The organism is Marinomonas sp. 63XJN7_9_ISO-PGPR-S23-217 (genome assembly GCF_056173515.1).
Window position 1 is genome coordinate 2,165,631 of sequence record NZ_CM149678.1, and the last position, 13,982, is coordinate 2,179,612.

6 protein-coding genes and 1 pseudogene are annotated in these 13,982 nt (G+C 45.3%); 3 read left to right on the forward strand and 4 right to left on the reverse strand.

The genetic code is table 11. The features are described from left to right. The first annotated feature begins 90 nt into the window (after positions 1-90). From AC0VYI_RS10085 to AC0VYI_RS10095, 3 genes and pseudogenes are all read left to right on the forward strand, one after another. A complete protein-coding gene (locus AC0VYI_RS10085) occupies positions 91-1,479 on the forward strand; it encodes an ATP-binding protein (protein WP_475449069.1) in 1,389 nt (462 codons plus the stop codon). 74 nt (positions 1,480-1,553) lie between these two features. After that, positions 1,554-3,512, forward strand: a complete 1,959-nt coding sequence (locus AC0VYI_RS10090) for an eCIS core domain-containing protein (RefSeq protein ID WP_475449070.1) — start codon at positions 1,554-1,556, stop codon at positions 3,510-3,512. 170 nt (positions 3,513-3,682) lie between these two features. Then, positions 3,683-4,265 (forward strand): annotated as a pseudogene (locus AC0VYI_RS10095) (transposase); the annotation flags it as partial. Between the two features lie 40 nt (positions 4,266-4,305). On the opposite strand, the gene AC0VYI_RS10100 reads toward AC0VYI_RS10095, so the two are convergent. The 4 genes from AC0VYI_RS10100 to AC0VYI_RS10115 are packed head-to-tail and all read right to left on the reverse strand — an operon-like array spanning position 4,306 to position 13,981. After that, positions 4,306-6,312 (reverse strand): hypothetical protein, encoded by a 2,007-nt coding sequence (locus AC0VYI_RS10100; RefSeq protein ID WP_475449072.1) that lies wholly within the window; start codon positions 6,310-6,312, stop codon positions 4,306-4,308. A 12-nt stretch (positions 6,313-6,324) separates the two neighbouring features. Further along, complete coding sequence (locus AC0VYI_RS10105) at positions 6,325-10,782, reverse strand: contractile injection system tape measure protein (protein ID WP_475449074.1); 4,458 nt, start codon at positions 10,780-10,782, stop codon at positions 6,325-6,327. After that, positions 10,779-13,157 (reverse strand): hypothetical protein, encoded by a 2,379-nt coding sequence (locus tag AC0VYI_RS10110; protein WP_475449075.1) that lies wholly within the window; start codon positions 13,155-13,157, stop codon positions 10,779-10,781. Before AC0VYI_RS10110 ends, AC0VYI_RS10105 begins: the two co-directional genes overlap by 4 nt. Beyond that, positions 13,154-13,981, reverse strand: coding sequence for a hypothetical protein (locus AC0VYI_RS10115; protein ID WP_475449077.1), 828 nt, complete (start codon positions 13,979-13,981; stop codon positions 13,154-13,156). The genes AC0VYI_RS10110 and AC0VYI_RS10115 overlap by 4 nt, the downstream gene beginning before the upstream one ends. Position 13,982: the final 1 nt, after the last annotated feature.

Genomic DNA, 13,982 nt, shown 5'->3' on the forward strand with positions numbered 1-13,982 from the left:
TTGTTTTGAATAGGAAATAAGAGCTATTCTTTTGCTCAAGAAGTATACATATCATGGTTCCTTAACAGGCCTCAATATCAAGGAAGGTACATGGCAGAGTCATCACAAACGCCTCTAATGGGCCGACAATTTACTTATCAGCAAGAGAATTTGCTTGCGCTTTATCAGGAAATGGAATGGTTGAGCTTGGTGATCAATCAGGTGATTTGCAGCTACCTCAAGCAAGAAGGGCATGAGAATCATTGGTTGGAGATCCCCCAGCCGCCGATAGCACCTGGCTCTAGTCTCTATGCGGATTTACTGATTGATTGGGAGCTTAATGTATTTGAGCGCTTGGCATTGGCGCTTGCTATGGCGCCTTCCATCAAGCCAGATGCTCTGGACTTTTTCTTTGGCTTAAATGGTCTGATTGACCGACCGTTTACCGAATTTGGTGGCGTGTCGGATAAAGCGTTCAGTGGCTTTTTGCCCACTGGTCAAACCCTGAATTTTCTGATTAGTGCCAACAACCCTGAATGGCGCGAGCATTGTATGGCTATTTTGTCACACAATCATCGCTTAATGGCGGAACAGGTGACTGAGTTGATGTCGGTGGATTCCGGTCTACCCGCTTGGGCGGGTGTGTACCAAATGAGCGACCATTGGCTGAATTATTTGGTCACAGGGGAACATTTACGTCCTGAACTCAGTACGAGCTTTCCTGCCCACCCATTAGACACTCCGATGACTTGGGATGATCTAGTCCTCGACTACAGTGTGATGAGTAAACTCGATGATATACGGGCTTGGTTATCCCATGGCAAAACCTTAATGCAAGATTGGCAGCTTGATACAAAAATCAAAGCGGGTTATCGGGCGGTGTTTTTTGGTCCTCCAGGGACAGGGAAAACCCTTACGGCGGCCTTATTGGGCAAGTCCACAGGCAGAGAGGTGTATCGAGTGGATTTGTCCATGGTGGTATCCAAATACATAGGGGAAACCGAGAAAAACCTCTCCCGAGTTTTCGATGCAGCAAGTTATAAAGACTGGATTCTGTTTTTTGACGAAGGGGACGCCCTGTTTGGCAAGCGCAGCGAAGGCAGCTCTTCCAATGATCGCCATGCCAACCAACTAACCGGATACTTACTGCAAAAAATTGAAGACTTCCCCGGCACCGTTATCATCGCCACCAACTTGAAAAGTAATATGGACGAAGCCTTTACCCGTCGCTTCCAGAGCATGGTGCAATTTACCATGCCAGGTGTCGAAGAACGCTTACAGCTTTGGCAAAACGCCTTTCGCGGTGTTTGTGACCTTGCAGACGACGTGGATTTACCACAAATCGCCAAGGATTACGAAGTGGCTGGTGGACATGTGATTAACATCTTGCGCCAATGTGCCCTCAATGCAGTGCGTCGTCATGAACGTACCGTCTATAAAGCCGACTTAATACAGAGTATTCGGCAAGAGTTTCAGAAAGGAAATAAAGTGATTATATAAAAATTAATGGCAAAAAAATAAATTACGTATAAAGTAATAAAAAATACATTCAAAGCTGATAGGGAATTGGGCGCATGTATTCAGAACTTAAAGACAAATCGACTCGGCAGAATCAGGCGCCTGTTCAGCGTCACGCAAGTCATACCGGTAAAACACTGGAAGATAATCGTGACCATGCCCCTGTTCAGCGCCAGCCTAATCGTACAGGCTTGCCAGATAACCTTAAAAGTGGCATGGAAAGCCTCAGTGGCATGAGCCTTGATCACGTCAAGGTCCATTACAACTCCCCCAAACCCGCCGCCGTACAAGCCCACGCTTATGCCCAAGGCAGCGACATTCACCTTGCCTCTGGCCAAGAAAAACACCTTCCCCATGAACTAGGCCACGTGGTGCAACAAGCCCAAGGGCGGGTTCAACCAACCACCTCCGTGGGCGGCATGGCAGTGAACGATAGCCAATCTTTAGAGAATGAAGCGACTGCCTTAGGCAATAAGGCATTGCAAATGAAGGAAAAAGATAATAGAAGTCCGGCGTTGACTATCTTGGACAATCAAAGAAAAAGTAATGAAAATCAACGCAGAGCCCTAATAGGTAATCGGTCTATAACCATTATTCAAAGGGAATTAAAAAGTAAAATAACACAAAACTTTGAACAAAACCATGTGGTGCAACAACAGGGTAAAGCAGCCAAAACCAGTACCCCTAAACTATCGTCGCACACGGGTCACGATGCTCAGAACAATACATTTGTGAGACAATTAGCAGGACCTAAAAAAGGAAACGATAGGGATGATAATAACAAAATAAAAAGAAAGAAAAACATATTTACGTGGCTGATGAAGAAATTTTCACCAAATTCAGTTGAGAAGGTTTCTGTAAGCTACAAATTGGAAGAAAAAGATATAGAAGAAGATGAAAGGAACGTTTCTGTAAGCTACAAATTGGAAGAAAAAGATATAGAAGAAGATGAAAGGAACGTTTCTAGAAGCTACAAATTGGAAGAAAAAGATATAGAAGAAGATGAAAGGAACGTTTCTGGAAGCTACAAATTGGAAGAAAAAGATATAGAAGAAGATAAAGGAGGATGGGGAAAATGGAATAAATACATTAATTTCGCAATAGGGGAATGTATAGAACTCGATAAAGCGGCGGACGTAAAAAAGAATAAAAATTATCAATCAGAAAAAAGTGATGATTACATTAAGAAATTTAAAATAGTTACTAAAAAAGAGTTCAATACGAAACTCTGGGAAATGGCAGATGAATTGTGTAGACTCGATAACTACACATGCGTGATATCGGAAGCGGGGAAAAGTAACTTTTGGGTTACAGCGAGGGTGTTAAAACGAGTTCGGCATCTGGGAGGAAATGCACCGACTAGATTGATACAGGTACCAACGCAAGAAAAGAGTATGAAAACTCGTATAGAACTAGAAAAGGGTCTAGAAGGTGCAGGGACTATAGTGTTCATCGATGATGGGGCATTCTCTGGTTCTCAGATGAGTGAACTCATTAACAAAGTGCTGGACGGCGCCGACAATGATGTAAAAGTCGGACTAGTCGCTGTTTCTGAAAAAGCGAAGGGAGCGATGGAAATAGGCTATCCCAATACAGAAAGAAAAAACCCCCAAAGACAGCTACTTATTGAACCACTCAACATAGAGGAATACAAAAATCGCAAAGCTCAGGATAAATACACTCAGGATTATGAATTCAACAAAAAACAAATGACAAATCAATCACATGAAAACGGCAACCACCTATTAGGATTTTACTATAAAATACCTGACTTTGCCTCTGTTCGCAATAAGATACTAACGACTAAGAACAAGGATGATGAAGCCCCAATAATAGGATATAAGAATGAAAAGGGTGAATCAAAAACAGAGCCCTACAAAAAAATAGCCGAGGAGAATCTACAAAGCTTGAAACTGGAGTCAGTGGTAGAGTCAAAGAAAGAGTCATTGATAAAGCCAGGGGAAAGTAAAAACAATACAACAAAAAGTACAATGTATGAAGTCCCTATAGTATAATGAAAAAACATGTGGCGTAAAAACGCACCCTAACACTGCGTTGGTAGCTTAGTCGTTCCTGAATAATTCTCAACCTATGAAATGCAATGTATTTTGTATAATGCTAAGGACTAAAATCTCGCCAATAATGGCGCTTTAGCCCCAAAAAGTTGCAGAATCAGTGAGTTTTTATGAAGCCTCGTCAAACAAAGCAAGATCCGCAGAAGGATTTATTCCGTCCTCAGCTAATCGATATTATTAACGCCAACCATGCACTCGTTCGGTTGGCTAAAGTGCTGGATTGGGATCGGTTAGATACCGAATTGGGGACGCATTCCGCGACGGTTGGTGCCGCAGCTCTGCCCACTCGCTTGATGGTAGGGCTATTGTATTTACAGCATTTGTATAATTTGTCTGATGAAATGGTATTAGAGCAATGGCTTGAATCGCCTTACTACCAATACTTTTGCGGCGAAACCTTTTTTCAACATGACTTCCCGTGCCATCCAACCAGTCTTGTTAAATGGCGAAAACGGTTAGGAGAAGAAGGCTGTGAATGGCTGCTTACTCAGACAATACAAGCAGGGCTAAAGCTAAAAGTGATCAAGTCTGCGAGTCTAAAGCGTGTGATTGTTGATACCACGGTACAAGAAAAAAACATCACCTTCCCAACCGACGCCAAACTCTACAACAAGGCACGACAGCAACTCACTCAAGTGGCAAAAGACCTCGCTATCACACTAAGATTATGACAAACCCTGCCATGAGTTAGTACTAGGATCGACATGTTAAATGAACATAGTGTGGTCCGCCATCACGGTTTATCCCCTTCTTTATTCGCCCAGCGAACGGCGAATAGTATCAAGCCAATCACTATCATAAAGAGCAGCAGTATTGGGCCTTGGTAGTCTTTAAAATACGGGTCGGCAATAAACACCAGCATTAATCCAATCATAGCGGCAGCGCTGAGTGCAACAAAGGGCTGTTTGCTGAGATAGGGTCGCAATGGATAGTACCAAATGCTGGTGATGAGTAGGCTGATGATGACGGCGAAGGTAACAAATAATATCAGCCTTAGCTCCCAGCGGTTTGGGCAGACCCAGTTAAACACGTTATTAATGGTTGATACCGCCATATCTAGTGATGGTGAGTAAGACGAAGTCGTTGGGAATAAGGTGTCGCTGATCAGGTTTTGACTCATGGTATTCAGTGGCAGCGGCCAGTAGGCAGCACCTAAGAAAGACCAACGGGATAATCGGACGAGTTGAGTTAATTCCTGTTGCTGGTTGCGGTTGTCTTCTGTTACGAGCATGGGAGTGATGCGCTTAAAGACTTGCTCAGCGCCGAGTTGATCTTTTTGACGGGTAAGCCAGTATCGTAGCTCCTGAATTTGCGTTAGTTCATCGTCAGATGCATCACTTTTATCCGGCATACTTGGGCGCATAATGATTAAGTTGGTGAGTTGAGCTAATGTTTTGAGGTTATCGAACTGGTAAAAGCCATTGTTGGTGGAATGAATAACGTCTTCAACGGGAATAATGATATTAAGATAATATCGATCATTGGGTCGTGCCGTAATCACTTTGGCATTAGCCCGCTTACTATTGGCTTTGAGGAGCAAGGCTTTTTTTAAGTTACGCACAAACGCTAAAAACTGCTGCTGGCTTTGCGGTGTGTTAAGTCTGGATAAATTGATGTCTAGTGTAATGCCGTCTCCTAGTGTGGGGATGGGGGTGAGACCAAAGGATACAATAGGCTCCATTCTATTAATAAAGTATTGATCGAGAGGCTGGGAAATGGAGGCGACGATTTGCTGAATTAATTGCTCATTATATTGCTCGGAAAGGCGTTTCTCAGTCGGGTTTCGGGCCGCTGTTACCACTAGGTCTACATTGCTACGGTAACGATGGGCCATTTGGACGAATTGGCTGTTTTTGGGTTGCGGTTGCCAGTTAGGGGGCAGGATGAGCTTGCTGCCATTTTTTGGGTTGGGGGTGATGACGGCCCCCACAAAACCTATACGATCGAGTTGGCTGAAGTCGATGGTTTGACCCGTTTTCGGATGATCCCAATAGGGGTATAAACCATAGAAGGTGCCGACACTGAAAATGGACGATAAACTGTCCTCACAGCCGCAGTGGGCGGGAGCGTTCCAAATGACGGGATTATTTTGCTCAGGTGGTGTACCGGATTTTCTGGCAATGAGCACAATGCTTTTTACAGCAGAAAGGTTGGTTGGAATTCCTGCAAGTTTTATCGCCGAATAGAGCATATAGAGACTGTAGAACACCTCATCTTGTAATGGTTTGAACAGTTGTAAGGTTTCCTGCGAGAAATTGGAGACGCGACGATTATTTAAGACTGCCTCTAGAGCCTTTGTATTAATCACCCAGACTATCTGTGAAGCATCTGTTGGCGTAGCGCTCTGTGTTTCGCTGGTGGGTGTTTTGTCTGATTTGATCGGGATCGCTTTAGATTGAATCAGTTGCCCCAGATCGATTGAGGCATCAGGAGAAAGAGGCGGTTCTGACAACACCTCACTAAGTGAGTTTATAAGCTGGCTACGCTGTGCAAACTGCTTCAGGCTGAGCGCCTGTAATTTGTCCCGAAGTGAGCGATCCTGTTGCATCTTGTCAAAATCGCTTGCACTCAGTTGATAGTAAATCAAACTGTCTTGAGACGTTGTTGTTTCGCTTTCCTCGGTGGCAAACACTTGTCCTGTACATGTCCACCATAAGAGCCCTAGAAGTAGAAGGGCCTGACGGTAGGCTGAGCGTTCTCTGATCGTTTTTATGGGGAAGCCGATACATGGTTTGATCATGGTGAAGGTCCTTTAACGCCAAGTGACAAACAAAGGTTTGTCCATCCATGGGTATTTAATGGTTTGAAAGCTCCAGGGCAATTGGTCCAGCAGCATGTCGAAGGTGCCAGGGAAAACTTCTAACTGCCATTGTTTGTCTTGCGCAATGAGTTGTCCACTGCGCTGTATGAAGGTGGATTGTAGGCCTTGAATGGTGGTTGAGCCCAAGGCTTTCCAGTGGCTAATAAGGGCATTGAGCAGGCCTTCTATCAGGGCGGTGGCGCCGTCCGGTAATGGGGTGGTATTGGGTATAGGGTCCTGAATGGCTATGCCACATAAGACTTTATTGAGCATCAGTTGATACTCGGGCGCTTCTTGACTGCCATCTGCCATGTATTGTAAACAAAACAAGGCTTGATGACGTGCATCAAGGCTAACAAATTGCTGACCATCTGTGAGCTTGAGCCGTTGGAACAGCATAGGGATATAGGTTGACGCCAGTACTAAGCCGGCATTATGAACGGCAACCGGGTCGGATGTTTCTGTTGCCTCAGCATTGGGGTCTTGCCAAGGGATTGAGTCGCTGGTGTGCGTTTTCGAGCTTTGTGGCGATGTCTGCTCAATGGCTTCATACAATCGACGAATGTCTTTTCGTTCAATATTAAGTGGCTTTGGCACACTCGGTTTTATCGATGGCGTATCGTGCTCTGGCAATGGAATGGCGCGTACTAGAGCGTCTTTTGCTGCCAGTGCGTTTGCTTTTGCTAGCACTTGTGACAGTTGACTAACCAGTGGAATACCTGAGTCTAGATTCAGTTTGGCTCTGATCGCGGGCTTTTGCGTTAGGTCATTGAGTATTTGCCGTAATAATACGCTGCTTATTCCTTGTCTGCCTTGCAGCAGTAGGCGGTGGTAGAGTACCTGCCAAAACAGTTGTTTGTGTTCTCTCTCATCTTTTAGCCAGTCTTTTAAGGCTTGATGAATCGCTATTAAGTCACTCAGTATGTACGAGTAACGAGTGGCGATAAGCTGGAAATGGCTGGCATCGTCAAGATTATTTATCCAATGTAACAGTAATTGAGGTGATTGCAGTTGGTGGGTCAGTTGTGACCATAGGCGAGAAGAATGTTGTTGGATTAAATACGAGAGTGTTGTTGATTCTGGTCGTGTAGCATTGCCTTTGAGCCATTCTACTACTAGGTCAATTTGTTCAGCTGGGGCCGTTAATGCGGTCAGCCAAGCTTGTTCTTGTGTCTGTGTTATTTGCGTGGGGGCGACTTTGATAATGTCGCGTAGTTCGCTAAACACTTGTGCAGATGTTTTGCTTGGCTGCTGTCTTTTGATTTCCTCATATAAGCGATTCAGCCAGTCGCCCATGGTTCTTGGTGGTGGTTGGCTCAGTAGCATGCGATAAAACCAGTGGGCGTTTATCCTTAGCTTATTGAATAGATGGCTGAGTCCAGCGAGCAAAGGTTCCAGTGAGGGCCATAAATGGGGCACTAGGGTGTTAATTAGCCCTTTCTGTGCCTCCCTTGACCATTGCTGAATAGCCCAACGAGACGGCAGTGAGGGGGCACTTAGGAATGTCCGTAATTGTTGGTGTTGTTCTTTGGTTAATACCAAGGTCTCGTTGTCTTGCTGTATTTGGTTGAGTAACTCCGGTTCTGTTAACTGCGTAGTTTGGTGACCCTGAGGGAATAATTGCTGTAAATCATTGCGCCAAGTGTGTTGGCCATCGCTGATTTCTAATAGTGCATGAACCAATTGGTGATGATCTAGGTTATACCGAGCGGCGAGTTTGCTGGTGACTGAGGCAAGATAACTGCGGCGGTTAAACTGGCTGCCACGTTCGACTAGTAAATAAGTCAGACTCAATTCCCACAGACTGTTTCGTAGGGGCGTTGGTGGAATGGATGTGACTTGTATGGGTTGTGTGCCAGACGGCGTTGATGGTGTGCTTAATACTCTACTAATGACTTGATGGCTGGTTATCACCTTCTCTATCGTTGCGGCAGCGGATGTATCAATCAATTCCACTAAGGTGAGGAGAATGGCGTCGTTAAAGCCCGTTGCCCAGCGTTGACGAATGATGTCCGTTTTACCCAGTTCGACGATGAGTGATTGTGCTAGCGGGCGGTGTGAGCGCAGCCATTGTGGGGCTTGTTGTTGCCACAAAGTCGAGTTTGGCTGTTGTAAGATGGCCATCAGTGCGAAGGCGATCTCGCTATGGTTGTCTGTCAGTATGGAGGTGAATAGCCCATGTTGCTCTGAATGAAAAAGCACCGGATCATACACCAATGAGTGGGGGGGAACCGTTGCTGACTCGTTGTGAAAATCCTCTAACAGTGCGCTTAATGTGTTGAGCAGTGCGTGTTGTGGGTAGGGGCTTAACGCCAAGAGCATGGCCTGAATTAATTGCTCTTGTCCTAAATTTCGTCTTGCCGCCATCTGACGCGTTAGGGAGAGTAAATAGCGATGCCGATTAAACTCACTGGCGGATTCCACTAATAAGAAACTGAAGGTGAATTGCCAGAGGCTGATGCGAAGCGTGGCATCATTTATGTTTCTCGTTGGTTGGGAGGATTCAAGGTCTGCTAAAAAGAGTGTTTTTTCTTGCATCACCGCGCGAACGGCGTCGCGGGCCTTGGGTTCAATGACGTGGGTCAGATCAAGCAGTGTCGGGTCAGAATAGTGCTCCACCCAATGTTGACGTACTGCAGCTAATTGCCCAATCCATAATAATAGTGACCTGAAGGCCGCATTGTCCTTGGGCCAATCACGCTTAAGGCTGGCTTCATTGCCTTGTTGCAAGGTAATCAGTAAATCATTAAATGCGTTGTTCAGTGCTGGCGCGGTTTTGTTTTCTGTTTTGGCGGCTGCTTGGCTAAGAGTTGGGGTCAAGAGCCGCTGCCAAGCTTGTTTGATCTGTTGGGTGTCGTTTAAGTCACTAATAGGCGGTTGTCCCAATTGCTTGACAATGTTCACTATGGTTGCCTGTGGTAACCGTTGCCAAAGTTTATCTTTCAGCTCGGGCGTAGAGGCAAGAAAAGTCAAGATCGCCTTAAAGGATTTAGGCTGACGCATTAGCTGATCTATGTAAGGCACGATTTCTTTGTTTATCTTACCATAGAGTAGGGCGTGTATAAGACGGTGGCTATCTTCTGCTTTGGTAAGATCCATATTAAACGGTGTGTTTCGTGCGGACATTGTGCTGGTGAATGTTGGGGTTATAGCGGCTAATAGTGACGTCATTTGTTGTTTCAGTGTGCTATCAAGACTAAAAGACGCCAATGAGGTTTGCAGTGTGTTAATCAATTGCGCTTGTGTTTGATTGTGTGCCGCTGCCATTTGTGTAATAAGCGCCATCATATATTGCTGTTTATTAAATCGGCTGCCCCGTTCAATTAGCAAGTAATGCAGGGTAAATAACCAAAGCTGCTGGTTGATGGTTGTTTCTGGTACGACGGGCAACGGTTCAGCAGAGAGAGAATCGTTTGCCACCTTTACTGCAGCGGTTGAAGAGTCTGTCGTGGTGGAAGAGGCCGGTGCCTGCCAAAGTTGTGGCGTGTTTAATAAAGCATAAAGAAATGGGTATTCAGTGGGTTCGATGCACTTAAGTAAAGCGAAACGTTGCGCTTCATTAAGTGAAGTCATTAGGGTCGAGGGCAATTGTCCATTCTGTGCCTGAGTATGTAGGGCGGCAAGCAGTGGTTGGCGATAGTCCTGTATTAATACTGGCCATAACGCAACTAACTCTGTGAGTTGGTGATGGCTCAAGGCCTCTTGAATACGCGATTTCCAGTAGTGAGCAAGGCAGCTTTTTAAGCTTGGGTGATGCCGTTTGGGGCTCTTTAACAATTGTATGACGGCGTTTTGACAAAATATGGGGGACAGGTTATCCAGTAGTTTGGTCAGTTGTTCAGCAGACAGTTGGCCAATCAAACGTATTAACAAACGTTCATGGTTCGTGGATTGAGTGAGCGCGTTATTCAACTGATGGGGATGATCCAATAATGCTTCTATGATGCCTGTTTGCTCGATGGTTTGCCGGTTATCAAACGTCCAGTGCAGCCGCCCCGTTTGCAGAAATTGCAGTGCTTGATGCCAAGAATAGTCCTCGTTGCTATAGCGAGTTACGTTAGAGTTAACATCCTCTGGAGGGCTTTTGGATGAGGAGGCCTGCGACAGTGCTTGAGTATTTTTAGACTCAGAACGGGCGTATTGAGCTAATTGTTCGCACAGTTGTGCGTCAATAGCGCTCAGTAGATCGCTCAATAGACTGTTGGTGTTGAGGTTGCCAAGATCTAGAGAAAGATGCTCAATGGTGATGACCTCATTGGCGGGACAATAACGATTAAAGATCTGTTCGATATGTGGCAGTAGTTCATTTATCACCCAGTGATGGGCATTTTGCTCAAAACTTTCGGCTTCAAGAGGTGAGTCAAAGTTGAGTTTTAATTCAGCGTTTTGGATGTTATGGCCTTTTGTCATAGTATCAACTCGTCATCCTGATTGCTGGGCTGCTGTAAAAACGTATGAAGTTTGTCCGCTAATTGATCACAGTCTTGTTGCTCATTTTGACGCTCATAACCCGACATAGAATGACTTAGGTTAAGCACTTTGGCTTTTTGCTCGCGCCACGCAAAATACAAGGTTTCAAATTCACAGAAGTCATGAAAAGAAAGCCAATGAATATGCGCAAGCAAATGAGCAGGACTGTTGTTGCGAATGAGTGCCTCGGCTTGTTGACGAAAGTGTTCATTATGATGGCGGGCAGTAAACCCAGGCAAAACGACGCTGATTTGATGCGCATAGGGAGCAAGGTCGACCGATGCTCCTTGAGGGCGAAGGGCAATATGCTCCACCAGATGAAGGCTTTCGCTCTCATGGTTTAGCTGAGTAAGCCACTGTTGTAGCTGATGGCAAAAGTTGAGCAGTTTGTCTTTATTGGTATGGCGTCCAATGTAGAGCCAAAGGGTGTCATCGTTTGCGGATTGCTTACCCGAAAAGTTGAAAAACAGCTGATATTCCTCTTTGCGAGTGTGGTGTAGCACTTTAAAACAATGATGGTCGATACCTAATAAGAATAAAGACTCGGGGATGGTCTGGCCTCTAAACGCGATGATAGTAGAGCGTAGATGACGAATCTGTTGATCATTTAGGGTCATGTTTTCCGGACGTTCACTAACGGATTCAAGCAACAAGCGTATTGGTTTGCGAATCTTAAATAGGGTTTTTTGGCCTGTCGGACTGTGGGCAAAGTGCGCATCACTGACCACATTGAGTAAATGTCGGGTGAGGGTGCGGCTATAGTGGTTTTTATCCGTTTTTTGTACACCGAGTAACAAGGAAAGTCTTTTTTCATACCCGCTTTGGTGATTCACTTGGAACAAATTTGGGCCAAGGCCACGTTCATTAGTAACGGGGACAATCTCATTAATAAAGGCTTGCTTGCTTTTTACCAGTTGCCAATTTAGCTCTTTAAATGACAGGTACGGGTTAAACTGCCGATGGAAATCGTTTGGGTATTGTTCGCCGTAAAGCGCCAGTATGTAATCAAAAAGGCGTCCCTTGCGTTCTGGGAAATCGTCAAATTGGTCTTGCAATTCCCTTAGTTGTTGAGCTGCTTGCGCTGGGTAATGTTGGTCAATATCGTAAAACTGCTCATGACTGAGAGCTTGTATTTGGTAGCTGTATGGGGAATCCAATGAGAGAGAGAACAGTTCACGGATTCCGTTTAAATCCCGACAAAAATTCGCCATCAGTTGATCAAACAATAGTAAATAGCTACGTAATTGATGACGTTCCGCTTGTTGTTGCGGGTTATAGTGGCTTGATTGCCCGGGTGCTAAGTGGTAGTTGCGGGGGAATAATGTTTGCACTGACTCATATTGAGCAAAATCGTAGAATCTTCCAGCAGGTAGAGAAGGTTCTGCAGAAGTGCTAGCGGTCAGTTGAATGCGTCTTTGTTGTTGGTATAGATGAAAATTAAGACCAATTTCGCTGACATCTAATGTCACCGCGTGATTGTTTTGGAACAAAGCTAGCTTAATGTCTGACTCTTGATCAGGGAGCATCAGCTTTGCGTATTCGGGCCATGTTTCGATTCGTTCATTGAGATCCGAGGGATCTGTACTTTGGAAGTATAAGTCGTGAATGTTTTGTATGGCATTATTGGCCAACAGATGCTCTTTTAGTTCCGCTAATGACGGTTTGACATTTTTTTGTCGAATCCATTGATTGCTTTGATCATAAATACTTGCCGCCAGTTTATTGGTATCGTCTACATCACCACTGATATCAATAATGGCGTGGAGCGATAGGCTTGTCTCATCGATTATCCTGACCTGATCTAGGTCTTCTCCCAGCCCACGAACCGTGTGATAGGCCTGCTTGATGGTATGAAGGGTTTGCTGAATGTGACGTGAAGCGTCACCTTGTCCCTGTTGAGATACCACAGGCAGTAGGCCATCTATTTGGTAAAGCCCACATGGTGTTTGTTGCTTTAATGCTACCCATACTTGGTCCAGGTCAGGGATGACCGATAGTAACCATGACTGATAGTCGCTAGGTTGTTGTGGTGGGGCCTGAAGAATGTCCTCCGCTGGAGCCAGACCGTATCTAGGGTAATCAATTTGGCCGTTTGACTCGGTGAGGTAGTCACTGACATCAAAATCACTGCGATAAATGAGGTCAGTGAGCGCATAACACAGTTGTTCTAAAATCGTGACACCCGGATCATGGGTATTGTAGTCTGTCCAGACCTTGCCACTAAGCTGCTGAATATAGGTTAACCCCAACTGAAACAGTTGCTCAAAACTATCTGGATTTGCTTGATGATCCTGTTTGGAAATCGAAAGAGTCATGATGACGCCTGTTCATCCGCTGGGCGGCTTTCACATAGTGCCATAAAGGGGTCATGCCAAAGCTGTGTTATGTGATAACGAATAAACAGGTGTTCTCCATAGTTTGTATTCGTCCGAATTTGCAGCACGTAGGGGCGATTCGATCCGTGGCGGGTGGTTTGTTTCCAACGTAGTTTCAGCTTATCGGCTGCCGAATGAAAAAAAGCGTGTTGAGTTTTGATCGGATTTTTTTTACGCCATTGCCACCACCAAGTGTTAGGCGCACAAGTGTTCGTAGCAATGGCATGCAATAAAGCGTATCGACCACTGTGTCGAATGCCTATTCCCGCAACCACTTCAAACATATTGCACCCTTCTAACTCCGGTGTCAGGTCATGCCACTGGCCATCTGCAGGAATGGGCGCTTCCAGTAATTGACTACCACTGCGCCCCTCTGAGCCGATGACGCCATGAACATCCAAGGTATGCTTGGGGTTGTCTGTCTGAATACCTGCTTTTCCATCAGTAGTAAGTGTTAGGTTTGGCGTGTGTGTTGACTCTTGACCCTCTTGTGTAATAGGCGGGCAGGCTCTGAATTGAAGATCTGTTTGTTGTTTTGCAAAGCGCATTTGCCAAAGTGGCAGGTTAGGATCACTTTGTTGATAAAAGCTTAAAAGATGCTGCTGATCCAACGCCGTTAGTTGTAGGCCCGTTACAGGCGGTTTTACGAAGCCTTCTTCCACTTGGTTGACGCAGGAGTCAATCAAATCCGCAAAATGCTCGGCAGATGGCATGTTGCCTTGGCGGAAATAATTTTTCAGTGTACTTCGATTACGTTTTGCCATG

Coding starts and splice junctions, on each gene's coding strand:
- AC0VYI_RS10085 (WP_475449069.1), top strand. CDS start 91: ATGGCAGAGTCATCACAAACGCCTCTAATGGGCCGACAATTTACTTAT.
- AC0VYI_RS10090 (WP_475449070.1), top strand. CDS start 1,554: ATGTATTCAGAACTTAAAGACAAATCGACTCGGCAGAATCAGGCGCCT.
- AC0VYI_RS10100 (WP_475449072.1), bottom strand. CDS start 6,312: ATGATCAAACCATGTATCGGCTTCCCCATAAAAACGATCAGAGAACGC.
- AC0VYI_RS10105 (WP_475449074.1), bottom strand. CDS start 10,782: ATGACAAAAGGCCATAACATCCAAAACGCTGAATTAAAACTCAACTTT.
- AC0VYI_RS10110 (WP_475449075.1), bottom strand. CDS start 13,157: ATGACTCTTTCGATTTCCAAACAGGATCATCAAGCAAATCCAGATAGT.
- AC0VYI_RS10115 (WP_475449077.1), bottom strand. CDS start 13,981: ATGGCAAAACGTAATCGAAGTACACTGAAAAATTATTTCCGCCAAGGC.